This is a genomic window from Metabacillus hrfriensis (assembly GCF_030127205.1).
GTDB classification, from domain to species: Bacteria; Bacillota; Bacilli; order Bacillales; family Bacillaceae; genus Bacillus_P; species Bacillus_P dongyingensis.
Genome location: NZ_CP126116.1, coordinates 4,740,128 through 4,766,236, shown reverse-complemented (window position 1 = coordinate 4,766,236; position 26,109 = coordinate 4,740,128). Strand labels below are relative to the sequence as shown.

The window sequence follows — 26,109 nt, the reverse complement described above, 5'->3', positions numbered from 1 at the left end:
ACAGTAAATAACAACGATTAACAGGGGGATTATGATGAAAAAACTGATATTTTTAGTACTTGCTGTTTTTCTTGTTTTATCAGGCTGTCAATCGAGCACGGGCAGCTCGGGCGGCGGGAAAACGGAACCTGTAAAGGCGCCGGATCGCGATTTAGCGGCAGACGGCTTGCCGGAGTTTAATGAAAAGGTTGGAGAATTGGGGAAAACGGATTTGGAAATTTGGCTGGCAGCTGACTATGCCAATACAGCTCCAATTCAAGATGCAATCAAGGAATTTAAGGAAGTCTATCCGAACATTTCAATTAAAACGGTTGGAATTGAATGGGGAGATATGAGCAATAAAGTAAAGCTTGCGGTTTCTAGTGGAGCGGTTCCTGATATGGCTCATGCCCATGCCTTTGCAATGGGTGCACAGGGTCTTGCTGAACCGGTTGATGATCTGTGGGAAGAGTGGGGCGAAGAGGATAAATTTGTTCCAGGCGGTATTGAAGATACGACCTGGGAAGGTGTTAAATACGGAATGCCGATTGATGTAAATACTACAATCTACTTGTATAACAAAAAGGTTTTTGAAGAGAACGGCATCAAAGAAGCGCCTAAAACGCTTGATGAGCTAGTGGATGTTTCAAAGAAACTGACAAAGAAAGATGGATCCAGGTATGGAATCGTGACGAGTGCGAGCGGATGGAGTTTCTTCGGAAATGTCATCGCAGCGGGAACGAACACGCTGAAGTTTGATGGGGACAAGGTGACAGCAAATCTGAATGATCCAAAGATTGTTGAAACCATGGCGAAATATACAGGCTTAGCAACGGAGGATAAATCATCTCCTGTTCCTCCGCCGCAAGAAAGACAAACTGATCATCCTGTAGCGATGTTTGGAACAGGAAGAGCCGTTTCCTTCATTTCTGGACCTTGGGATATCGCAAGAATTAAAAATGAGTTTCCAGATTCCTATAAAGACCTTGCAACAGCTCCGCTTCCTGGTGATGGAAATGGTTCTGTATTGGGAGGAGGCAGCTTGTTTGTTCCAAAGGGATCCAAAAACAAAGTCGCATCCTTTGAGCTGATGAAATGGTTTGTTTCGGACAAATACGGAATTCGGTTAGCGAAAGAGCAAGGCCGTCATCCGGTGAAAACACATTTATATGAAGATGAAATGTACAGTGATCCATTATTGAAGCCATATGTAGAGACGCTGCAAAAGGCTGTACCGTATAAATTGGAAGCGTATCCAGAAGCAAATGATGCATGGGGTAAAGCTTTGCGTGCTGTATTTGACGGGGCTGATCCGCAAAAAACGCTTGACGAGGCACAGGGAATTGCCGAAAAGGCTGTTAATTCAGCTAAATAGATACTTTTAAAAAGAGTTGATTTTGAAAGGGTATGTGAAGACATGCCCTTTCCCTTTAAAGGGAGTGATGATAATGAAAACAGAAATGGCTTCTCAAATGAATACTGAAATAAAAACGAAAAAAGAGTTTCATAAATTAAAAGATTATATCGGGTCTTATCTATTTGTTTTACCTGCACTTAGTTTCTTATTTATATTCTCCATAGCGCCTATTCTCTATTTAATTTGGCTGAGCTTTCATGATTACAGCCTGCCGAATCCCGCTGTGTTTACTGGCTTAAAGAACTTTTCTCAAATGCTTCAAGACAAGCTTTTCATTAAGAGTCTCGGAAACACAATCGTTTATACAGCCGGTTCCATGTTTTTAGGGCTGGGCGGCGCGATTGCCGTTGCTGTGCTTCTTAATAGAAAGCTTAGAGGCTTACGATTTTTTAAAGTGTTTTATTTTCTGCCGACGATCACCTCTGAGGTAATTACGGCCATGATCTTTTTGTGGGTGTTTGATAATAACCTGGGCATCCTTAACTATTTGCTGAAGGCCGCAGGTGTCGAAACACCGCCGGCCTGGCTTTTGCAGCCGGCTACAGCGATGATCATTCTGATTCTGATTGGAGCATGGAGAGGCACAGCTTATAATATCCCGATTTTCTTGGCAGCCCTTCAGGCCGTTCCTCAATCTTTATATGAAGCAGCAAGGATTGATGGAGCTAATTCCTGGAAGCAGTTTATACATATTACACTGCCATCGATCACCCATATATTAGTTTACACCATGGTTATGTCTGTCATTGGATCGTTCCAGGTCGTAGCGGTTGTAGATATTTTGACAAACGGCGGACCGATGGACAGCACGATGGTAGTCATTAAACATATTTGGCAGCAGTCGTTTGAATTTAACTATGTTGGCTATGGAGCTGCACTGTCACTTGTTCTATTCCCATTCTTGCTTGCAGTGACCTGGCTTCAATTAAAGCTATCCGGAAAGGACTAAATACGATGAAAAAGTCAAAAATCCTGAAAAACTTCATCCTGTATTTTTTGCTGACGTTTGTCTTATTCGTGTTTTTAGGTCCATATATTTGGATGCTGATGACGGCCGTGAAGTCTCAGGGTGATGTCATGGTTTGGCCGCCTAAAATTTTGCCAACAGAATTTCATTGGGAAAATTTCCTGAGAATCTGGCAGGAAACAAACTTGCCGAGAGCTTTCTTAAACAGCTTTATCGTATCAGCTTTTGCTACAATTATTAACGTGTTATTTGCGTCGTTGGCGGCTTTTGCCTTTGCAAGACTGACATTTCCGGGAAGAGATAAGCTTTTCCTCCTAGTGCTTGCGACAATGATGATTCCTTCTGGCTTAATGGTTGTTCCGCTCTTTTTCATGATGAAAAATGTACCGTTCGCTGGGCCTGATGGATGGCTTGATTCTTATGTGGGACTCATTCTTCCCTTTGCAGTCACAGGCTTTGCCATTTTTCTGATGCGGCAGAACTTCCTTGCCATACCAAGAGAATTGGATGAGCAGGCAACGATTGACGGCTGCTCAAAGTTTCAAATTTATTGGAAAGTGATCATGCCTTTAAATAAACCGGCGATCGCATTAGTGGCAATCTTTAGCTTCCTGAGTCACTGGAACGAGTATTTATGGCCATTGACGATTGCGAGATCGCAGGAAATGTACACGATACAGATAGCTCTTAAAGCATTCCAGGGCCAATATAACATCGATTGGCCGTTAATCATGACGGGTGCAACTACTGCAGCTTTGCCGATGATTATTTTGTACTTTATTCTTCAGCCTCTATTTGAGCAAGGACTGGGAGGACTGGGTTCGGGAGGAAAAGAATCGTGAGCCGGGTTCACAAAGTCACCCTGTCTAAGAGGATTGAACATTCTCAGCAGGGCGAGTACATCACTTTGCCTTTCTCTGTCCCGGACGATATTGAAGAAATAAAGGTAGAGCTGTCTTTCAGTCATGCTGATGAAAATATTATTGACTTGGGTTTGGAGGATCCCAATGGTTTTAAGGGGTGGAGCGGCGGTGCCCGCAAGGATATTTTTGTCCGTGAAGACCGTGCCACACCAGGCTACACGTTAGGCGAGCTTCCTGCCGGCGAGTGGGGGGTCATCCTGAATGCTTACCGTGTTCCTGGGGCGTGTGAGGTCAATGTTTTAGTCACTCTTATGATGAGCGAAAAGAGATGGTTGAAAGGGGATCTGCACCTGCATTCCAATCACAGTGATGGTGCCTTTACTCTTGCAGAAGTAGTCGAAAATGCCAGGCATGCTGATTTAGATTTTGTGGCATTAACGGATCATAATACGTTCAGTCAAAACTATCAGTATCCGCTGGTTGAAGATCTGGCTGTCATTCCGGGAGTTGAGCTGACGACAAACCGCGGGCATTGCAACTTTTACGGCGTGCACAAGCCCTTTGCCGATTTTCGCTGTGCAACGAAGGAAGATGTTCAAGAGAAGCTTGATGAAGGGATGGCAAACGGCGCCGTTATTTCCATCAACCATCCGCACTGTTCGTTTTGCTCATGGGAATGGGGCCTGGAGCATTTCGATGTGAAAATAGTGGAGATTTGGAATGGCCCTTGGAGCAAACAGAATCAAGCTGCTTTAACATGGTGGGATCTGCAATTGCAGCAAAGGAAGAAAATCGTGGCGATAGGTGGAAGCGATACCCACCGCCTTCATGAAACCATTAAATATGGAACGCCAACGACATGGCTATATTCGGATATGCATGCGCCAAGAAAGCTATTAGAAGCTTTAACAGCTGGCGAAGTGTGTATTGCCGGCCGTCCAACTTCCCCTTGGATTCAAATGCAGACGGGTGAGACATTGATGGGCGGCACTTTTAAAAGGAATCATGAAAGGACACTTATAAAAATTGATATTCCGGAAAGTACTGGCGGTCTTTTGAAAATCATTACGGATCAAGGGGACGTTTTTAAAAGCCATAAACCCGCAGGAACATTGTCTAGAACTATTGAGATTCCAGACAGCAGCTTATATGTGCGTGCTGAATTATGGGACGCGGAAACCGACACTCCAATTGTCATCAGCAATCCGATTTATTTTTCATAAGAAGCAGGTGAAAAGGTGGATAGAATCTTTCAAGGCAAGAACAGAGCTCTAATTGGCGCTCATCGCGGTGCATCTGCGTATTGTCCGGAGAATACAATGTCGTCTTTTAACAAAGCCCTGGAGCAGCAGGCTGATATGCTTGAGCTTGATGTCCAGCTGACAAGTGACGGGCATGCGGTTGTCTTCCATGATTTTTCACTTGAGAGGACAACAAATGGAACAGGATTTGTGAGTGAACACACTTTATCTGATTTAAAAAAATTAGATGCAGGTACGTGGTTTTCAGAGGAGTTTGCAGATGAACAGATTCCGGCACTCGAGGAAGTTTTAGCATGGGCGAAGGGGAAAATCGTGCTCAGCATCGAACTGAAGCAGATGGAGCACCTGAAAGAACCATTAGCTAAAAGAGTCACAGATTTAATCCGAAGCTATCAAATGGAAGACCAAATCCAGCTCATGTCCTTTAACCATGCATCCTTAGCTGAAGCTAGGAAGCACAGCAAGCACATCCTCACAAATGTCATTTGCTCTTCGCGACTAGCAGATCCTGTCCGTTATTTGAAAGAACTGCAGGCACAAGTATTAAATGTGCCGATCAATCAATTATCTCCAAGTTTAATAGAAGAGCTTCATCAGGCCCGCTATTATGTGCATGGAAGCATGAGCGACGATATCGGTGTATGGAAAACGCTTCAGGAATGGAAAATCGACGCGATGGACACGAATCTGCCTGACGTCATGATAAGAGAAAGAACGATTCATCATTCATAAAGGAGGCCTTTAAATGGAATTTCACAGTTTAAAAGGAATTATCGATCAAAAACATGTTGAGAAAGCATGCTCAAGGTTAATAATGGGGACGGCTCATTTCTATCAATATGACAGCAGGCAGCAGGCATTCGATATGCTGGATGAGTACTTCAAAATAGGCGGAAATACGTTTGATATGGCTCATCAGTACAGAGACAGCGAGGTTATTTTTGGGGAATGGCTGCATTTGAGGAAGAATCGCAGTGAGGTTCATATTTTAACAAAAGGGGCTCATCATGATGATGGTGAACCAGGTCCCCGCGTAAATCCGGCAGCTATTTCTAAAGATATCTCAGAAAGCTTAGAGCGATTGAATACAGACTATATTGATTTCTATGCCCTTCATCGTGATGATGAAAGCGTAGAGGTTGGCGTGATTATGGATGTTTTAAATCAGCATCTTGCTGCAGGGCAAATTCATGCGATTGGGGCTTCAAACTGGTCGCATCAGCGCATACAGGAAGCGAATGAATATGCTGCAGCGCACGGATTAATAGGGTTTACGTTTAATAGTCCGAACCTGAGCCTTGCAAAATGCAGGGAACCAAGATGGCCCGGATGTATTTCAGTGGATGAGCACATGGAGAATTGGCACAAAGGCTCACAGATGCCGCTGCTCTCATGGTCATCTCAAGCAGGCGGCTTCTTCAGCGGAAGATTTGCTCCTGACAGAAAAGATCATGAAGAAATGGTTCGGGTCTATTACACCGAGGATAATTGGAAAAGGTATGAACGGGCTAAGAAGCTTGCTGAAGAGAAGGGTGTTACGGCTATTCAGATCGCACTCGCTTATGTGCTGAATCAGCCATACCCAACGGCAGCCATCATAGGGCCGGAGAATTCAGAAGAATTAATGTCATCAGTAACAGGTTCAGCGATTAAGCTGACGGCTGGGGAAATGAACTGGCTCAATTTGATGGAACGAGAAGCAAGTGTTTAAGGAAAGGAGCGACCAGAAATGAAGCATAAATTCGCTGCCCAATTATATACGCTGCGAAATGAAATTCAGAATGATTTTCCAAGCACATTAAGGGTGTTAAAAAAAATGGGCTGGGAAGCTGTTCAAATTGATGGCCTGTATGGGTATTCACCTGAAGAGATTGCCGGGGTTCTTAACGAAACAGGGTTAAAAACGGCCGGCATGCATGTCAGCTTAGACAGGCTGGCACATGAACTGGATGAGGTGTTAAAGGAAGCCAGACTGTTTCAAACATCAGAAATCATCTTGCCTTATTTAGACGACCATTTAAAAAATGAAGAAGGATACAAAAACGTCAGAAAAGACCTGCTCGCCATTTCTAAAAAAGCAGTGCCGCAGGGATTTCGAATCGGCTATCATCATCACGATTTTGAGTTCCAAACTGAGATCGATGGGGAATATGCTCTGGATTACCTTCTGGCTCCGCCAGAGGTTTTTCCGGAAATTGATACATATTGGGTGAAAAAAGCAGGACTTGATCCATTAAGTTATATTCGCCGCTTTCCAAATCAAATGCCCATTCTGCATTTGAAGGATATGACCAGCGACGGAAAAGAAAATTTTGCAGAGATAGGCGCAGGCTGCATCGATTTTGAACCGATTCTTAAGTGGGGGGAACAAAACGGTGTAGAGTGGTATGCGGTTGAACAGGATATTTGTGAAGGGAGCCCATTCGATAGCTTGGAGCTCAGCCTTGCAAACCTGATCAAAATGACAGCCAAATGAGAGACATACAAGGGGTGACATCCATTTGAGAGAGATTGAAGTTGTTCATGTCGTATTTAAAACACATCTTGATATCGGTTTTACAGATTTAGCAGAAAATGTGACGAATCAATATATTCAGTCCTACATACCCAAGGCGATTGAATTAAGCCGGGAGCTTGAGAAGGAGAAAGACAGTGCCGGGTTTGTATGGACTACGGGCTCTTGGCTCATTCATGAATACTTAAAACGGGCAAATGCTGATGAAAAAAAGGTCATGGATGATGCCATATCTAGAGGATATATCGCCTGGCACGGCCTTCCTTTCACGACACATACGGAATTGATGGACAAAAATCTGTTTAAATACGCATTAACGATCGCGAAGAATCTTGATGCGGAATATGGAAAAAAGACGATCGCGGGAAAAATGACAGATGTCCCGGGACATACAAAGGCTATGATTCCTCTGCTCGCTGAAAGTGGAATCAAGTATTTGCATTTTGGAGTGAACCCCGCCTCAAAAGTCCCTTCCGTCCCTAACTTGTTTGTATGGAAAGCGGATGATGGCTCTGATGTCATTGTTAATTATGCAGATAATTATGGGGATGTCTTAAGGATAGATGGATTGAATGAGGTGATGGTCTTTGCCCACACCGGCGACAACTGCGGACCGCCATCGATAGAGGATATCAAACAAGAGTTTGCTGGATTAAGAGAACGATTCCCGAATGCCAGTATTAAAGCTTCTACTATGGATGCCTTTGCAGAAAAACTTCTCGCGATCAAGCATACACTCCCAGTTGTGCATGAAGAGATAGGCGATACATGGATTCATGGAGCAGGCACCGATCCGAAAAAAGTTGCGGAATACCGTGAGCTGATCAGGCTTCGAAATACATGGATCACACAAGGCAGACTTGAAGAAGACAGCGAAGAATTCAAGGAGTTTTCGGATTGGTTATTGTTAATTCCTGAGCATACATGGGGCCTTGATGAAAAAAAGTATTTAAATGACTATAAACATTATGCAAAACAAGATTTTAAGTCGGCTAGAGAGCGGGACTTGATTTCGAAAGATGCGGTTCCTGATAAATACGGCTACATTGGTTCATTTGCAATGCATGAATTTGACAATATGTCCAAGCAGCTTTTTTCAACCACATGGGAAAATAGAAGCTACAGCTTATTTGAAAGTTCATGGAAGGAACAGAGAGGGTTTCTTCAAAAGGCTGTTGGCGCACTTTCTTCTGACAAACAGCAGGAAGTGAAGGCAGCCCTTGAGGCATTAGTGCCTGTTAAGAATGAAGGGAACTTTTTAGAGGAAATGAGAACAGGCGCTGTATATTCACTTGGGGAGTTCCAAGTATCCTTCTCGGATGATGGCTCCATCTCCCGATTACTTGATCAATCAGGTAAAGAGTGGGCCAGTCAAGATCAGCGGCTTGGTGTATTTTCCTATGAATCTTTCGGAACAGAAAACTATCAGACGTGGTTTAAGCAATATGTAGAAAATCTTCATCAAACCTACCGCTGGTCAGAGGCAGATCAAGGGAAGCCGGGCATGGAGATGGTTGAGCCCATTCCTGTACATACTCTTTATCGTCCTGAATTAATTTCCCTGACAAAGCATAAAGATCAGAGCTTAGATCGAGTCTATGTAAACCTTCGTTTGCCGGTTCAGGCTGCAGAGCTGTACGGTGCTCCAAGAGAAGTTGAGATTATCTATACATTTTTAAAGCATGAGCCAACGGTTGATATTGAAATGAATTGGTTTGAAAAAGATGCAAACCGTCTTCCTGAAGCGATATGGTTCTCATTTAATCTGCAGGTTGATAATCCGTCTCTTTGGAAAATGGATAAAATGGGCACCCTGATTTCTCCTTATGAGGTTGTAAAAAACGGCAACCGCAACCTTCATGGCATACAGTCGGGAGTAACTTACCATGGAGCAGACGGATGGGCTGTCATTGAAACAAAGGATGTCCCTCTTGTGTCTCCAGGAGAGAAACGATTATTACAGCTGGATAATAAACCTTCGAATTTAGAGAACGGCTTTCATTTTAATTTATACAACAATGTATGGGGAACGAATTTTCCAATGTGGTACGAAGAAGATGCTAAATTTAGATTTTCATTGAAGCTTCATTCATATGAAAAATAAGAAGTTGCTTTTAAAAGATAGTTTAAAGAATAAACCTCGGTGAGCTGGATCTCATTGAGGTTTTATTATTAAACGAGAAAATAATTTCAATTTTCCTGTTGTGCACGAGAAGCATAGACAATATGATTAATCTTATACAAGTTTGATGGGATGGTGGGGGAAAATGAACATAGGAGTCGATTTAGGCGGGACAAACATTCGGGTGGCAGTAATGGATGATAACGGGATTATTATAGAAGAGCTTGGATGCCCGACAGAAGCGGAAAATGGACCGCTTCCAGCTATTGAAAAGATCATTGCAATGATACAATCACTGCAGGAAAAACATGCTGTACGATCAGTAGGTATTGGAGCGCCAGGACCACTGGATGCAAAAAAGGGAATCATTATTGAACCTCCTAATCTTTCCAGCTGGAAAAATATTGAGTTAACAAAAATGATTGAGTCTGCCATTCATTTGCCGGTGTATCTTGAAAACGATGCCAATGCAGCTGCACTTGCAGAAGCACTGATCGGTGCTGGCAAAGAAGCAGAAAGCGTCTTTTATATAACCGTTTCTACAGGCATTGGCGGGGGGTACGTTTATAACGGAAAGCTAATATCAGGGGCTCAGGGAAACTGCGGTGAAATTGGAAATATGATAGTAGATCCACATGCAATAGATGCTCCTAACCTTAACAAAGGAGCATTAGAGGCACTTGCAAGCGGCACGGCAATTGGGAGAAAAGCTGAGTCTGTATTTGGGCCAGGCCACGGTGCAAAAGAAGTGTTCCTGTTTGCTCAAGAAGGCAATCAAGAGGCAGCTGAGATTATTGATGAAGCGCTTAGCTATTTGGCAATGGGGATTGCCAATATTGTTCATACTTTAAATCCCGAGGTTATCGTTCTTGGAGGCGGAGTGATGAAATCTAAGGATTTGATGCTTGATCCTTTAAAGGAGAAAGTAGTTCCGCTTTTGTATCCTAGTCTTAGACCGCATTTGAAATTAAAGCTTGCTTCTTTGGATCAGAAGGCTGGAGTTGTCGGAGCGGGGATGATTCCAAGGCAATTTTTGCAGAATTAGCAGCTGGAATAACCTAAAAAAACCTTGAGTATATCAAGGTTTTTTTAGGTTGTTTTTTTATCTGGAGATTCCCCAAATTCTACAAAAATCCAGACTTGGATACTCATAGACCCCTATGCATCCCCAAAATCTACAAAAACCCTGACTTGGATACTCATAGACCCTCTATGCTTCCCAAAATTCTACTAGACCCCAGATTTGGATACTCATAGACCCTCTATGCTTCCCAAAATTCTACTAGACCCCAGATTTGGATACTCATAGACCCTCTATGCATCCCCAAATTCCACTAGACCCCAGATTTGGATACTCATAGACCCTCTATGCATCCCCAAATTCCACTAAACCCCAGACTTGGATACTCAAAGACCTCTTATGCTTCCCCAAAATCTACAAAAATCCAGACTTGGATACTCATAGACTCTCTATGCATCCCCAAATTCCACTAAACCCCAGACTTGAATACTCATAGACCCTCTATGCATCCCCAAATTCCACTAAACCCCAGACTTGGATACTCAAAGACCTCTTATGCTTCCCCAAAATCTACAAAACCCCAGACTTGGATACTCAAAGACCTCTTATGCATCCCCAAAATCTACAAAAACCCAGACTTGGATACTCATAGACCCATTATGCATCCCCAAATTCTGTACTGCACGCCTTAACTAAAATTTACACATTCCCAATTTAGCAGAGAATTGTCAGTTACGACACATTAAAAAAAAGATACATATATAAATAATGCTATTAATTTGCAAAGCTATAAATAATTAATCGTTAGATTGGAGGCTGTGTTTATAAATCACTTTACTTCATGCTGTGACATTGAGGAATTATTTATTAGGGAGGAGAGAAACGTTGACTAATAGTGTTAAAGGCAGAGAAACGAATCCGGTTCGACTTCATGGCTATAATGTGAATGATATTAAAAATTGGAGTGCTGAGTCAGATCCCTTTGCAAAATATAATCGGTCCCGTGTTCCATTGGCAAAGAGAATTCCATTTTTTGCACCAACTCAAGTTAATCCCAAACTCAGTCCGCTTCCACAGGTAATGAATTTATCAGCAGATTATGATAAATCAGCAATCAGTTTTAAATACGGTAAATCTTTTGCAAAGAACCTCCTTAAATTTTGGCAGTATACAGATATTTACGGGGCATGGCATGGGCTGCCTATTTTAGATTCAGAAGAAGAGAATCCTCAATATGGTGTGATCAATTTACCTAACCCCGCTTATACGGACGCTGCACATCGGAACGGTGTTTTGAGCTTAGGGAAATGGTTTTGGCCCCGTGAAGGCCAAAATTTTTCTGAATGGGTTGAGGAGAAAGAAGATCATACCTTTCCTGTTGCCGACAAACTGCTGGAAATGAGTGAATATTTCGGGTTTGATGGATACTTTATAAATCAGGAAGCTACGATCACACAAGAAGACAGTGAGAGTTTAATGAAAATGATGAAATACATGCAAAAAAAAGCATCAAAGCCTTTTCATGTTCAATGGTATGATGCCATTCTTAAAGATGGAAAGTTAAACTATCAGAATGAGTTTAACGAAAAAAATGATAGATGGGTAAGAGATGGGGAAGAAAGGGTCAGCAACAGCATTTTCTTAAATTATGCGTGGAATGATAAGCGATTGGAGTATTCTAATAGCCATGCTGAAAAAATAGGTTTAGACCCTTATACAGAAGTATTTGCAGGAACAGAAAATGATAAATATGGATATAACCCCCCGTATGATACGAGACTGATATTCCCTGAGAACGGTGAGCCTAGAACAGGCTGGGCTCTGTTCGGCACAGATTTTGTATGGAATCGCTACGATAATAAATTGGACCCAGAAGATCAAGAAGAAGTATATAGACGAGAAAGACGTTATTGGTGCGGTCCAACAGAAAGTCCTTTAGATCCTGTAGGGAGAACATTATATAAACCATACAAAGATGAATATAAAGCAGTCAATCCTGAAGAGTTTCGCTGCTGGGACGGTGTTTCCCGTTATATACCTGAGAGATCTGTTATTGGTTCCTATCCTTTTCTTACAAGTTTCAATACAGGGCATGGGAAAAGATTCTTTGTAAATGGGAAACTGGCAAGCGCGGAAGAATGGAATAATGCCAGTATTCAAGATATTTTGCCAACATGGCAATGGTGGGTGACAAACAGCAGGTCCGATCACTCAATCTCTGTTTCTTATGATTACCAAACAGCCTACGATGGGGGCTCATCACTTAAAATAAGAGGAGATTTAACGGAAGATCAAGCAGCAGAAATAAGACTTTTTAAGACATGCTTACCAGTAGATGATGATGTTTCTCTTTCATTTACATACAAAAGCAATCTAAAAGATCACTCAAAAGACTTTAAGTTTGGTCTTATTTTTGAAGATCAGCCTTATCAGTTCTATTGGGTGGACAGTGAAGAAAAAATGACCTCTGATTGGACTTCAAATTCTCTTTCACTGGCAAACTTTAAAGGGAGAGTAATAGCAGCTATAGGAATAAAAGTTGCTAACGGCCAAAGAGATTATTGTCTGAATCTTGGACAAATTCATTTGGCAAAAGGAGAACAAACAGACAAACCAAAAAAGCCAAAAAGGTTTACAATTGATCACCTGAAAATGAGTGAGGGAACAGCCGATGTATTCCTATCCTGGGACTTCGATGCGGAAAATGTCTTATTTTATGAAATATACCATGTAACAGGAGAGAGGAATCGCGAATTAGTAGGTAGAATTTATGATGAAGTTTACTATATTCATCAATTAAAAAATAGGCATCATGAACGAAAAACCTATTTAGAATTGCTGGCTGTCAGCCCTGATCATTCGAGAAGCACGGCATTGTGCAAAGATATTACCTGGTCAGCAAACTAGTTTTATCTCTCAATTAGCTTTAAACAAGCAAAAAAATTTATCTTGCAGAATCTTAAAATATAAGGAGTGTATGCATAGTGAAAGTTGGAATTAGTTCTTATAGTTTATTAAAGGATCTTACAAATGGAAGCCTTACCATATTGGATGTTGTACAGTGGGTAGCTGAAAATGGAGGTACTCATCTTGAACTCGTTCCATACGGTTTTTCGGTAGTTGACAATATCGAACTGGCAGATGCAATAAGAGAAAAAGCTCTTGATGCAGGAATCGAATTATCTGCCTATTCCCTCCCGGCTAATTTTATCCAGGAAACGGAACAGGCGTTTTTAGAAGAAGTAGAAAGATTAAAAAAACATGTGGATGTTGTGAACCGAATGGGCATTAAAATTATGCGGCATGATGTTACTTCATTTAGATTAGAGAAAGAAGAAATGACCATACACTATTTTGAAGAGCACTTTGAGCAGATGGTAAGAGGAAGTCAGCTGATTGCTGATTATGCAGATCAATTTGGCATAACAACAACAATTGAAAATCATGGCTTCAACGTACAATCTAGTGATCGTGTACAGCGCGTGCTTCATGCTGTAAAGCGGGATAATTTTAAAACAACCCTTGATATAGGTAATTTCTTATGTATTGACGAAGACCCTCTGGTGGGAGTAAAAAAGAATGTAAAATATGCCAAGACAGTCCATGTCAAAGATTTTTATATACGCCCTTACTATGAGAATCCCGGCGGCGGTGACTGGTTCAGAACGGTAAACAATAATTATCTGCGCGGGGCTATTGTTGGGCATGGAGATATTAATATCCGTGAAGCATTAAGGCTGGTCAAGCAATCTGGCTACGATGGCTATTTAACCGTAGAATTTGAGGGGATGGAAAACTGTCAGGAAGGCACCAGAATTGGCATGGATAACGTCCGCCGAATCTGGGATGAAGTTTAATTTTAGAGTGTGAGTATGACTGAACAGAACTGCTTATAAAGGAAGGAGAGTTAAAATGGATACCAAGAATATAAAAAAATTAAAGAATAAAACGGGTATTATTGTTGACAGTTTGCAATTGCCGCTTGAAGAGGGTTTAATAACAGCAAAAAAGCTCGGTGCGGATGGTGTTCAGATCTACGCTGTTTCAGGTGAAATGAGTCCTGAAAATGTATCATCAGCAGCCAGAAAAAACCTTAAATCAATGATAGACGGATTAGGTTTAGAGATAAGTGCCCTTTGCGGGGACTTAGGCGGACACGGATTTCAAGATCATGGTCTTAATCCCTTGAAAATTGAGAAATCAAAAAGAATACTAGATTTGGCAGTAGAGCTGGGTACAAACATTGTGACTACTCATATTGGAATCATACCTGAAGATCCTGACTCCAGAATATATGATTCTATGCAAAGGGCATGTGAGGATCTGGGTGTTTATGCGAAGAGCCTGAATGCTTACTTTGCCATCGAGACAGGCCCTGAAACGGCTAAACGGCTGAAATCATTTTTAGACTCGCTCAGTACAAATGGTGTTTCCGTTAATTTTGATCCTGCAAATATGGTTATGGTAACTGGAGATGATCCAGTTGAGGGTGTGAAATTGCTTAAAGAGTATCTCGTCCATACTCATGTCAAAGATGGAATCCAATACAAACCAGTTGATCCAAGGAATGTTTATGGGTTCCTTGGCCATGACAGCGGAACGGATCATGAGAAAATTGCCGAGATGGTTAGTTCAGGAGAATATTTTATGGAAGTGCCGCTGGGTAAAGGGCATGTCAATTTTACAGATTACTTCTTAGCTCTTCAAGAGGCAGATTACAGGGGCTACCTGACAATAGAGAGAGAAGTTAAAGCAAATCCAATCCAAGATATTACGGAAGCAATTGCTTTTATACAAAAGTTTAAGTAAACAATGGCCAGGGTGAGGGATGACAAGTTCCTTTCCCTTTTTTATTTGCCTTTTAAAAAAAATATAGGCTGTTACTGTGGAGAGAATTTAAATAGATGCTGCAAGAGCAGCAGAAATATCCGGTCTATAATGGAAAGTAAATTCTTACAAAGCCTAGTCATAATACACATATTGTACGAATCAATAGGAATGGTAAACTGATGCAGAGCTTTTCAATAATGAGGTGCTCTTTTATTATCGGCAAACACATATGGGGGGATTTTAGTTGAAGCAGGTTCTGGTATTTTATGATGAAGCGTTTCCCTTTGCTGGATTAAGGCCAACACGTGAATGGTTAAATCTTTTAAAGGAAAAGTTTACTGTTGTGGATTCGAAGAATTTGGAAATGGAACTTAGGAATCCTGTGTACAGCAGTTTTATCCACATGCATGGTCCTTATTTTCCTAAAAGATCTTGGGGCCATATATCGTCATTTTTAGAAAAGGGTAAGGGGCTTTTATATCTTGGCGGTATTCCTTTTCGCAAGCCATGCAACTTTATAAATGGTTCGTGGGAAATAGAAAGAGAACAAACCGGATATCACATGCATCTAAACATACATGAAGCGCTCTCAGTAAAATCTAAAGATGTAAAAACCCTGAATCATAATAAGGAAATTCCATTACTTGATGGCTTTGAAGCCCTATTTTCTAAAGAAGACACCTATAATTTTATTTTGCATGTAACAAAAAAAAGTTCAATAGAAAAAGAAATGGGTTCTAACGGACCTATGGATGCCAGGATTTACCCTTTGCTTACAGGTAATAAGGGAGAAAGAAAAATAACGGCTCCTGTTGTATTGATAGAAAATTATAAGGGGAAATTTCCGGGCGGAAGATGGATTTTTATTAATCAAGAGCTGGCAAATCCTTTTTATAATGAACAAAGCATTCACCTATTAGAAAATCTTTCCCAATACATGAACTGCGGCGTTACAGAAATTTGGCTGAAAACTAATTATGCCTGTTATGAAGTGAATGAATCACCAGTAATTTCTCTTCAATTTCAGTCCATTCATAAGAAGAGCACAGAATGGACTTTTGAGTTAAAAATTACAAAAGATCATGCTGAAGTATTTACTCATAGTTTTCAAGCAACGGTTTCAAGCTATTTGGATTTTAAAAGAATTCATCCTGATATTACAATCTCGCCTGGCTTATATAATGTTGTGTGTACGGCGACTTCAGATGCAGGAGAAAAACTGATTTATAAGCAGGGATTCTGGGGAATGGACCGATCTCTATTAAGTAAAGGGGAGCCTTTAACAGTCGATCGGGATTATTTCCGAAAGAACGGGAAGCCTTTGCCTATTGTTGGCATGACTTACATGACCTCAGATGTATCGCGCTATTTTTTATTTCTGCCTAACCCTGCGGTCTGGGATCGTGATTTTGCCCAGATGAAAAAGGCAAATATTAATTATGTAAGAACAGGCATCTGGACCGCTTACCGCAACATCATGTTTGTGGACGGGCATGTAAGTGAGGAAGTCTTGAGAGCTTTAGATGCGTTTGTTCTTTGTGCAAAAAAGTATGAAATTGATGTTACTTTCTGCTTTTTCTCATTCACGCCGGAAATGTGGGATGGAGAAAATCCATACTTAGATCCAAGGAGTGTAGAAGCACAAAAACGGTTTATTACAACAATTGTGCAAAGACATAAAGAGACGAAGAATTTAAATTGGGACTTAATTAATGAACCATCTATGTTTGATCCAGATCGCGGATTTTCCGGACCGAGATCTCTTCATGATTCATACGATAAAAAGGAATTTCGCAAGTGGTTAAAGAATAAACATCGAACAATTGAAAACCTTCAAGAAAATTGGAATGCAACTCCGGCAGAAATTGCTGATTTCAACAGCATCGATACCCCTGAACCTAGTGAAATCAACTCACATATTCAAAACATGGCTTGGGGAAATCGCGGACTAAAATGGTTTGACTATACCTTCTACACTATGGATATGCATAATAAATGGGCAAAAGATTTAACAGCTGCAATTAAGCATTTCACACCGGATCAATTGGTAACAGTGGGACAGGATGAAGCATTGACGTCTCAAAGACCCTCACCGATGTTTTATGAAGAGGCTGTAGACTATACAACGAATCATTCGTGGTGGTTTATGGATCAGCTTTTATGGGACAGCATCTTTACGAAAGCTCCAAATAAACCAAATTTAATTCAAGAAACAGGAATCATGTATGTCGAGCGTCCAGATAATATCGCAAAGAGGACGGAAGAAGAGTTAAGGAATATTCTCGAAAGGAAATATGCTTATTCTTTCGCCGGGGCCGGGGCTGGCGCTGTTCAATGGATATGGAATACAAATTATTTTATGAACAATATAAATGAGTCTAATATTGGAGCGTTAAGAGCCGATGGCACAGAAAAGCCGGAGGCTGATGTATCGTATGATTTTGGGGCGTTTATGAAAGACATCAGCCACATATTTGAAGGAAGAAAAATGGAAGAAGTAGCTGTTATTTTCCCATTTTCCAATGACTTTTCAAATAGGCGTTTGGCTTTTGATTCTACTGCACGATTAACTAGAGTTATGGCCTGCGAATTAAATGTAGCTTTTCGGGCAATAAGTGAATATCACTTGGATGATTTAAGGATAAATCCGTCTAAATTAATCATAGTGCCAAGTGCGCATACCTTTAATACAAATGCTTTTGAAAAGCTTCTTGAAATAGTGGAAGCTACTGAAGCTACATTGTTATATACTGGACCAATAAGCTTGGATGAGTATTGGAATAAGACTGAAAGAGCAAAGCGAATTGTCGGAAAAACTTCAGTCGGAAATATTAGAAGAGAAGAATTTATGTTCATTAATAATACAAGGCATCTCGCATCGTTCCCAGACAAACGAATAGCAGAAGTAATGAAGGAGATCCCGCTGGATTGTATCCAGCCAACAGAGATTCAGCAATACAAGATCGGAAAAGGGAAGCTTTTGTGGTCTCCGTTATCAATTGAACTAAACGAAAGAAATGAACCAATTTCTGAACTTTATAAGTATGCTTTGAATGTTGCTGGTGTCGCTGAAGATTTAAGATGGATAAAAGGCAATTATCCAGGTATATATGGACGCAAGATCAGTTTTCATTCTGAAGATCTGTTTATCTTTGTTTCGGAATGCGGGGAAGATATTGAGATGGAAATACAAAACACGCAAAACGGAACAACATATGAGTTCCTGCTGGAAGCTGAACGGTCTGTGCTGTTTGCAGCCGGGAAGGATGGAAAGCTAATAGGTGTATATCGTGACCATGAAGTATCTGCAGCGGTCATTCAATCTGGTTTCACTCATATTAAGTAGTACAAAGAAAAGAAGCCTTTCCCCATTCAGGAAAAGGCTTCTTGTGTTAGTTTGACTGTCCCTATGTTATTCCGTGGTTTTTGTATATAATTTTCTGAACTGCCCAGGTGTAATACCTTCAGAGTTTTTGAATTTCCTGATAAAGTTCGGTACATCAATATATCCTACCTCAGATATAATTTTTTTGATTGAAGAATTAGTCTGAAGCAGTTGTTTCTTTACTTCGTCTGTCCGTAAGTTCCATACATACTGTGAAAAAGTTGTTCCTGTCTGTTCTTTTATAAAACGGCTCAGATAAGAGCTTGATAAGCCAAATTGCTCTGCCATTCCTTCTAGGCTTAATTCGTACTCAGCGTAGTGGTTTGAAAGATAATCGAGAATATTTTGCTCTAATTGGTTTTTTTGAGATTCTTTTGTTTTTGAAATTTCTGCACAGATATCAATTGTCATTTCAATTAAGTTTTTTTCAATCTCGATAAATGACTGTCTTTCTATCAATTGATAGATTTTGCCGAAATTACACGGTACATTCATGTCATTCACTGTTTTAGTGATTGTGTTTACTACGTCATAGGTCATCCCTTTTAGTAAATGAATAGATGAACTGTTGTCTCGAAGCCAGTTAAACAAAGTTATGATTGTTTCAGATGCAATTTCAGCATCCCCCTGTTTATAGCTCATCGACAATTTTAAAAGGTATTCTTTTGGGATCCACATTTTTTCATTGAGTTCATCTATTTCTGTAAATGCAATGATATCTCTTTTCTCGCTTAATTTTGCGAATTCCAAGGCTGCTGATGCTTCAATAAAAGAACGATTTATGTGATTAATTCCTTTATACGTTTCACCTACACCAATTTTGGGATTGGGATTGTGCTTCATTAGGATTCTTTGAAATTCATTAATAAGTCTTTCTTTAACAGAAGGATTATCAGAATTTCCATTGGCCACATAAACCATAGTCTTATTATTGATTAATTCAACACTAAAAATAGTCACCTCTTTTATTAAACTGCTGGAAGAAAGCTCAAGTTTCTTCATATCAATGGTGCTTAGCTGCCTGCTTGTTAATTCTGTCGTAAATACAAATGAATAGGGGCCATCAATTTGAATGTTCAGCGATTCCAATAAGCCTTCTGACTGCATATATTTATCCATCTGTCCTTGCAAAAGCATCATTAGGCATTGATCACGTACGAGTGGCTCCTGGTGCAATACGATTTTATTTAACTGTTCCTGATTGAGATAAATGTTTTCTAAAGTGCTGCGTACGGTATCCAGTTCGTTATTACTCGAAAATTGTAAGCTTTCATCTTTATTTTTAATAAATTCAATTATTTTTTTGATCGGACGATATTGGTATAAGCCCAGCATGATGGCAAGAATTGAAGCAGCGGTTGCGATCCCAAGTATTATCAGCCATATAAACGTGCTGAATTTTGATACTTTTCCATAAAATTGCTCAGTAGGTATGGCTGCAACAAATGACCAGTTACTTCTTTCTGAGTTTACGGATGAAATAGAATAGGAGTTTCCATCAATTTTAAGTTCGCCAATAAATGATTTTTTTGAAGAAGCGATCTTTTCAATCTGGTTTAAATCGATGGTTTCGGAATACCTATTGTTGGTCGCAATTACTTTATTATTATGATCTAAAATAAAAACTTTCCCCTCGTATGTACCAAGAATATTGTTAATCATGTCTTTAAAGAAAGAGTCTTTCAGTTTAAATATGACACTGCCATATTGCTTTACAGCTCCTGAGGGAAGCGGATAAATATAGGCGGTTGTATTGTTGGATAATTTCAGATTATTGCTTATAAAAGGGTAGGTTGAGGACTCTATATCCATCAAAAATGTCTTCATTTCCGTATAGGTTGTCTTGTATTCTATGAATGTATTTGTTGACATTAGTCCTTCAGAAGAGTAAATATGATCCTGCTCATTATAGTAGAGATAAAGGTCCGTTATGATAGAGCTGTTTTCTTTATATTTATCCAGGCTTTTTTTTGCCTCAGGGTGATTTTCCTTCATCTTTATCATATAAGGTGTAAGATTTGGATCATATGATATAAGAGTTCCGATCTTACTAAGCTCCTGCATGCGATTATCTGTCAGGTTTTTCACATGATTTAAATTATGCAAATTTGACAGTTCAATTTCTTCTCTTATACTGGAAACAGAATTGTGATATAAAATGAGGGCCATTACAGAAAATGGAACAAAAAATATAATTAAATAAGAAAAGATGTATTGCAGCAATAATCTCGAAGTCATCTTTTTCATAGCAACACCCCTTTTAATTCATTGATTTTGCTTCTAATTTGTTAAAGGAATGCAGGGAAAACCACATTATTGGAAGAGTTACAACAGAGATCCCCATGAATAAAAAGATAATAGGGATATACAGCGAAAGGATATACGCTGTTACGATCCATAATAAAATGGCCATTACACACAATGGCTGTGCCAGTGATAGGATAAATGCCTGCTTAATATGCTGAAAGATTTTTAAATCATAGTGCACATAGACAGGAAAGAATAAGATCATGGTGCTGCTTAATAACAGACCAAACAGCAGAAGAGGTAAATGGATAAGAGCAGATTTAATAGTAAGTTCATTCAGCTGCAGATCAACCAGCAGTACAGTGCTTAAACATAAAAATATTAAGCCTGCTAAATTTGTCGTTTTCCAGCTTGATTTATAAACGGACAGGAAAAAAGGGAAGGTTTTCAAATCTGTCTCCCCTTGAAGCCACTTCCTAATGATTGAAAAGACAGCTGTAGATGAAGGCATAACCCCTAATACAATTCCTCCTGCTAAAGTAAAAATGATCCACAGCAAATGCAGATACATAGCCTTTAATATCCATTCTGCCAGAGTGTAGAATTTTCCAATCAAAGTGTTAGACCCCATTAACTATCACCACCGTTCGAAATTATTTCTGATTAAGAAAGCGTTAACAAGATTGAAAATTCTAAATAAAATCTATCATAAGGATAACAATAAACCGCGGATTTTTAAATAGAGTCTTTATGAAACCGGCATATGTAGAATTTAACGTTAATGTGTAAAAACGATTATTTACTTGGATTTCCACTATTTTTAAGCGCTTACATAATGAAAATATATGACATATTTACCCCGTATTCAAAATTGTGAAAAAATGAAAACAGAAAAAATATCAAATAAAGGGAGGGGAATTCTTGGGTGTTCTTAATAAGAAGAATGAGGGTGCATCTGCTGAAACTTTAAAGCCTGCCAGTAAAATTATCAAGTTTAGAAAAAAGAAGGAAGATCAGGAGTTTAAAAGAATACAGCGAAAGAAAACCAAGAAAAATGTCAGAGAGAATTGGCAATTGTATCTTTTTGTACTTCCTTTAGTAACGTACTTGATCCTTTTTCACTACATGCCGATGTATGGCATACAAATCGCATTTAAGGATTATTATCCAGTACAAGGTATTTGGGGGAGCCCCTGGGTAGGATTTGAACATTTCAAGAGATTTTTTGAATCCTATTATTTCTGGGACCTGATTAAAAATACGATCGAAATCAGTGTATATAGCCTGATTGTAGGCTTTCCCATTCCTATTATTCTAGCGCTTGCGCTGAATGAAATACGTGATGGCATGTTTAAGAAAACAGTTCAAACCGTCACATACGCACCTCATTTCATTTCTATTGTTATTATGTCTGGGATGATTATTACATTTTTATCTCCAACAACAGGAATGATTAATAATCTTATCGAGATGCTGGGGATGGAACCTATTCCGTTTCTGACAGATCCTAAATGGTTTTCGACCGTTTATGTAATGTCGGGAATTTGGCAAAACGCTGGTTGGGGAACCATCATTTATTTAGCGGCATTAGCCGGCGTTGACCAGCAGCTGCACGAAGCAGCCATTGTAGATGGTGCATCAAGATGGCAGAGGATTTGGAATATCAATATTCCGGCTCTAGTTCCAACAATGGTTATTCTGTTTATTCTGGATGCAGGAAGCTTATTATCAGTAGGGTTTGAAAAAGTGCTGCTTCTTCAAAATCCTTTGAATATGGAAGCATCTGATATCATATCTACCTTTGTCTATCGTGTCGGTCTTTTAGAAGGTCAATATAGCTTCGGTGCTGCGGTCGGATTATTCAATTCCGTCATTAATGCAGCCTTGCTCATAATTGTTAACCAAATTGCCCGGAAAAAATCGGAGACAAGCTTATGGTAAAAAGAGGGGTGTTGGAATGATTAAAGATACAGCTGCTGACAGATTTTTTAAGCTTTTATGCTACTTCTACCTATCACTGGCACTTATCATCGTAGTGTATCCGCTAATCTACATTATCAGTGCGTCTGTTAGTGATCCGAAATTTGTGAACTCAGGGGAGATGTGGCTTCTCCCTATCAACCTGACATTTGAAGGATATGAACGTGTCTTTCAAAACGAGCAAATCTGGCTTGGCTATAAAAATACCATCATCTACACAGCAGTAGGAACAGCTGTTAATCTGATGGTGACAATCCCTGCTGCCTATGCGTTAGCCAGGAAAGATTTTGTTGGCCGAGGCTTTATCATGGGAATGATGCTTGTCACTATGTTTATCAGCGGAGGCCTGATTCCAACCTATATTATTGTGAAAAGTCTTGGGTTAATGGATTCTATGTGGGCTTTAATCCTTCCTGGTGCAGCTTCAGTCTGGAATATTATTGTTTGCCGCACTTTTTTCCAAACGTCAATCCCAAATGAATTGGAAGAAGCGGCAAAAATCGATGGATGCAGTAACTTCAATTTGTTTCTCAAGATCATTCTTCCACTATCAGCTCCTATTATTGCTGTAATGGCCTTGTTTTACGGAGTAGGACATTGGAATAGTTATTTCGGAGCGCTTATTTACTTAAGAGATCAGGATTTATATCCTTTACAATTGGTCTTAAGGCAAATCCTTGTCTTACAGGAAATGAGTGCAGATATGTCTGGGGCGACTGCTGAGGCCTTGCAGCGAAAAGCTGAAATTGCGGATATTGTGAAATATGCCGTCATCATTGTAGCCACTTTGCCAATTATCATCATCTATCCGTTTATGCAGCGTTTCTTTGTCAAAGGTGTGATGATTGGTTCTGTTAAAGGATAAATGCCTGCTTTTTTTGGAGGCAGCGAATGCTGATAGAAAAAGCGGCGGTAAGTTCAAGACTACTATCTAATTATTATGAGGGGGATTACTGTGAAGAAAAGATTAGCTTTACCAATGATTTCAATTCTATTGGCAGGTATGCTCTCTGCATGTTCAAACAATCAGGAAGCAAGTTCTGAAAAAGGCAAAAGTGCAGAGATTAACAGCGAAGGTTTTCCGATTGTTGATGAGAAAGTTACATTATCTATGTTTGGCCCCAATGTTGGCCGAGCGAAGTGGGAAGATATGAAATATTTTAAAATGATGGAGAAGAAAACAAATATTCATTTTGAGTTTGATACGCCTCCCAATGATAGTTTTGAAACACAAAAGAATCTCTTATTTGCCAGTAATGAACTTCCTGATATATTTTATGGCGCTTCCTTGACGAACAGTGAAATTATAAAATACAGCGAACAGAAATTGTTAGTTCCATTAGATGACTTAATTGAAAAGTATGCTCCAAATATACAAGCGATGTTTAAAGAGTATCCGGACGTAAAGAAAAGTATAACTGCCCTGGATGGTCACATTTATGCTCTGCCGACTGTAGATAGAACCTTGCAGTGGAATATTCATCCTATGTGGTATAATGGCTCATTTTTAAAAGCTTTAAATGTGAAAGAACTGCCTAAAACAAGTGAGGAATTGTACGACTTATTAGTACGAATTAAAACAGAAGATCCTAATGGAAATGGAAAACAAGATGAAATTCCGCTAACTGCAGCTGAGATGTGGGATATTAATCAATGGTTTATGGGATTCTTTGGTGTTGTGTCAATTGGAGTAGGCACCTATGACGGCGAAGTGAAGTATGGAGCAGCTCAGCCAGGGTTTAAGAATTACCTGGAATTTATGAATAAGCTTTATAAAGAAGAGTTACTGGATAATGAAGTATTCTCTCAGTCTTGGGACCAAAAGGGGGCAAAAGGAAAAGCTAATCGCGTCGGATTGTTTGCAAACTGGGCGCCTGGAGATTTTCTTGGTATGCCAAATGGTACAACAAACCCTATGATGCAGCCTGTTACCGGTAAGGGTGCTGATAAACCTGTTATTGCCATTAGCCCCGGACAAAGTGTCGGACAGTTTGCCATTACGAATGTTAATAAAAACCCTGAAGCTTCTATGCGCTGGGTGGACTATTCTTATTCCAAGGAAGGAAACGAGTTCCTGAGCATTCTGGATGAAGGAGATATATGGGAGTGGGCAGATAAGGATAAGAATCTAAGAAGACAAATACCTCGTGAAGATGGAACATCGATTGAAGATTACAAAGGAACTTTAACACCAAACTATGGGATAAATGTTCCTACATGGGCTCATTTAGATTCTCCAATTGTATACGAAGGAAATGAATATGATCCATTTGTTGTGGCTGAAACAAAAAATAAAATCAAACCAGTTGGACAAGTAGCAATGCCGCAGGTTTTTCTAACTCCTGAGGAGCTAAAAGAAGTTGCTGCTATCAATGCTGATCTTGAAGCTTATGTAGAGCAAATGGAAGCTAAGTTTATCACAGGTCAAGAGCCAATTTCGAAGTGGGGCGAATACATCAAAACCATTGATAAAATGGGCGTGGATAAATTGGTTAAAATCTATCAGAAAGCATACGACCGGTATAAAGAAGAGAAATAAAAGGTCTGGCTTCATTCCCATTCATTAAGGGGATGAAGCCTTACTATTATTTGGTTTACATAAAAAATACTTGATTTCAATTGTTTCTCATTTCCCAATCATACTATGGAGGATATCTATGAAACTAGGTGTAAGTTCTTACAGTTTTTATTCCGCACTTCGATCAGGAAATATGAGCATTTTAGAGGCGATTGATTGGCTTAAAGAACATGGCGGAGAACATATCGAAATCGTCCCAATTGGTTTTACGCTAAGTGATAATAGCCCATTGATTAACGATATTGTAGAAAAAGCAAAAGAAGCAGAGATTGAGATCTCTAATTATGCGGTAGGCGCCAATTTCATTGACAAAGATGAAGCTCAATTTAATCAAGAATTAGAACAGCTGAAAATGCAGGTTGACATAGCACATGCTCTTGGAGTAAAGCGAATGCGCCATGATATTGCATCAAGAGAAAAAGAAAATACTTCTATTGAACAGTTTATGAAAGATTTGCCGATTATAATCAAGGCTTGCAGAGAAATTGCTGACTATGCTGCACAATATGGAATTATTACCAGCATCGAAAATCATGGTTTTCATGTTCAGCATGCAGACCGGATTAGACAGATTGTCCACTCGGTTGATAGAAAAAACTTTAGAACAACTCTGGATATTGGTAATTTTCTATGTGTCGATGAAGATCCATTATCTGCAGTAAAACGGACTATTCCTTTAGCATCAATGGTTCATTTTAAAGATTTTTATATCCGTCCGCATACTCAATTCCCCGGGGAAGGATTCTTCCAGACAACTGCTGGAAACTTTTTAAGAGGTGCAATTGCAGGACAAGGTGATTTGGATATTTCAGGAATTATTCAAGTTCTCAAATCTTTTGGGTATGACGGGTATATTTCACTTGAATTTGAAGGCATGGAAGATTGCCTCAAGGCCATTGAAATTGGTTTGAACAATATTAAAAGGTTATGGAAGTAGATTTTA

The 26,109-nt window shown here is 39.7% G+C and carries 19 protein-coding genes; 17 read left to right on the top strand and 2 right to left on the bottom strand.

The features are described from left to right. Positions 1 to 34 precede the first annotated feature (34 nt). The 13 genes from QLQ22_RS23555 (at position 35) to QLQ22_RS23495 (ending at position 18,322) form a co-directional block, all read left to right on the top strand. Positions 35 to 1,354: an extracellular solute-binding protein gene (locus QLQ22_RS23555; RefSeq protein ID WP_284015687.1), complete on the top strand. Its 1,320-nt coding sequence runs from the start codon at positions 35 to 37 to the stop codon at positions 1,352 to 1,354. Positions 1,355 to 1,427: 73 nt separating this feature from the next. After that, positions 1,428 to 2,345 carry a carbohydrate ABC transporter permease gene (locus QLQ22_RS23550; RefSeq protein ID WP_284015686.1) on the top strand — a complete coding sequence of 306 codons (918 nt, stop codon included), beginning with the start codon at positions 1,428 to 1,430 and terminating at the stop codon, positions 2,343 to 2,345. A 5-nt stretch (positions 2,346 to 2,350) separates the two neighbouring features. Further along, entirely contained in the window at positions 2,351 to 3,205 is an 855-nt protein-coding gene (locus QLQ22_RS23545; protein ID WP_284015685.1) for a carbohydrate ABC transporter permease, read from the top strand. After that, positions 3,202 to 4,449: a CehA/McbA family metallohydrolase gene (locus QLQ22_RS23540; protein ID WP_284015684.1), complete on the top strand. Its 1,248-nt coding sequence runs from the start codon at positions 3,202 to 3,204 to the stop codon at positions 4,447 to 4,449. Before QLQ22_RS23545 ends, QLQ22_RS23540 begins: the two co-directional genes overlap by 4 nt. Before the next feature lie 15 nt (positions 4,450 to 4,464). Next, the gene (locus tag QLQ22_RS23535; protein ID WP_284015683.1) at positions 4,465 to 5,220 is read left to right on the top strand and encodes a glycerophosphodiester phosphodiesterase; all 756 of its coding nucleotides are present in this window, start codon (positions 4,465 to 4,467) and stop codon (positions 5,218 to 5,220) included. Positions 5,221 to 5,233: 13 nt separating this feature from the next. Beyond that, positions 5,234 to 6,199, top strand: a complete 966-nt coding sequence (locus QLQ22_RS23530) for an aldo/keto reductase (protein WP_284015682.1) — start codon at positions 5,234 to 5,236, stop codon at positions 6,197 to 6,199. 18 nt (positions 6,200 to 6,217) lie between these two features. Beyond that, positions 6,218 to 6,964, top strand: coding sequence for a sugar phosphate isomerase/epimerase family protein (locus tag QLQ22_RS23525; RefSeq protein WP_284015681.1), 747 nt, complete (start codon positions 6,218 to 6,220; stop codon positions 6,962 to 6,964). A 25-nt stretch (positions 6,965 to 6,989) separates the two neighbouring features. Continuing rightward, positions 6,990 to 9,107: a DUF5054 domain-containing protein gene (locus QLQ22_RS23520; protein WP_284015680.1), complete on the top strand. Its 2,118-nt coding sequence runs from the start codon at positions 6,990 to 6,992 to the stop codon at positions 9,105 to 9,107. A gap of 163 nt (positions 9,108 to 9,270) precedes the next feature. Next, entirely contained in the window at positions 9,271 to 10,170 is a 900-nt protein-coding gene (locus tag QLQ22_RS23515; RefSeq protein WP_284015679.1) for an ROK family protein, read from the top strand. A gap of 861 nt (positions 10,171 to 11,031) precedes the next feature. Continuing rightward, the gene (locus QLQ22_RS23510; protein WP_284015678.1) at positions 11,032 to 13,053 is read left to right on the top strand and encodes an endo-beta-N-acetylglucosaminidase; all 2,022 of its coding nucleotides are present in this window, start codon (positions 11,032 to 11,034) and stop codon (positions 13,051 to 13,053) included. A 77-nt stretch (positions 13,054 to 13,130) separates the two neighbouring features. Then, on the top strand, positions 13,131 to 14,003 hold the full coding sequence (locus tag QLQ22_RS23505) for a sugar phosphate isomerase/epimerase family protein (RefSeq protein WP_284015677.1): 873 nt from the start codon (positions 13,131 to 13,133) through the stop codon (positions 14,001 to 14,003). A 55-nt stretch (positions 14,004 to 14,058) separates the two neighbouring features. After that, complete coding sequence (locus tag QLQ22_RS23500) at positions 14,059 to 14,955, top strand: sugar phosphate isomerase/epimerase family protein (protein WP_284015676.1); 897 nt, start codon at positions 14,059 to 14,061, stop codon at positions 14,953 to 14,955. A gap of 265 nt (positions 14,956 to 15,220) precedes the next feature. Beyond that, positions 15,221 to 18,322, top strand: coding sequence for a beta-galactosidase (locus QLQ22_RS23495; protein WP_284015675.1), 3,102 nt, complete (start codon positions 15,221 to 15,223; stop codon positions 18,320 to 18,322). 66 nt (positions 18,323 to 18,388) lie between these two features. On the opposite strand, the gene QLQ22_RS23490 is transcribed toward QLQ22_RS23495, so the two are convergent. Together QLQ22_RS23490 and QLQ22_RS23485 are read right to left on the bottom strand one after the other, a co-directional pair. After that, positions 18,389 to 20,608, bottom strand: coding sequence for a helix-turn-helix domain-containing protein (locus tag QLQ22_RS23490; protein WP_284015673.1), 2,220 nt, complete (start codon positions 20,606 to 20,608; stop codon positions 18,389 to 18,391). A gap of 13 nt (positions 20,609 to 20,621) precedes the next feature. Then, on the bottom strand, positions 20,622 to 21,239 hold the full coding sequence (locus QLQ22_RS23485; protein ID WP_223438536.1) for a YesL family protein: 618 nt from the start codon (positions 21,237 to 21,239) through the stop codon (positions 20,622 to 20,624). A 398-nt stretch (positions 21,240 to 21,637) separates the two neighbouring features. Between QLQ22_RS23485 and QLQ22_RS23480 the strand changes: the two genes are divergently transcribed. From QLQ22_RS23480 to QLQ22_RS23465, 4 genes are all read left to right on the top strand, one after another. Next, on the top strand, positions 21,638 to 22,549 hold the full coding sequence (locus QLQ22_RS23480) for an ABC transporter permease (protein ID WP_223443723.1): 912 nt from the start codon (positions 21,638 to 21,640) through the stop codon (positions 22,547 to 22,549). A 16-nt stretch (positions 22,550 to 22,565) separates the two neighbouring features. Then, the gene (locus QLQ22_RS23475) at positions 22,566 to 23,453 is read left to right on the top strand and encodes a carbohydrate ABC transporter permease (RefSeq protein ID WP_223438534.1); all 888 of its coding nucleotides are present in this window, start codon (positions 22,566 to 22,568) and stop codon (positions 23,451 to 23,453) included. A gap of 90 nt (positions 23,454 to 23,543) precedes the next feature. Continuing rightward, on the top strand, positions 23,544 to 25,127 hold the full coding sequence (locus QLQ22_RS23470) for a type 2 periplasmic-binding domain-containing protein (protein ID WP_223438532.1): 1,584 nt from the start codon (positions 23,544 to 23,546) through the stop codon (positions 25,125 to 25,127). A 118-nt stretch (positions 25,128 to 25,245) separates the two neighbouring features. Further along, complete coding sequence (locus QLQ22_RS23465) at positions 25,246 to 26,103, top strand: sugar phosphate isomerase/epimerase family protein (RefSeq protein ID WP_284015672.1); 858 nt, start codon at positions 25,246 to 25,248, stop codon at positions 26,101 to 26,103. Positions 26,104 to 26,109 lie beyond the last annotated feature (6 nt).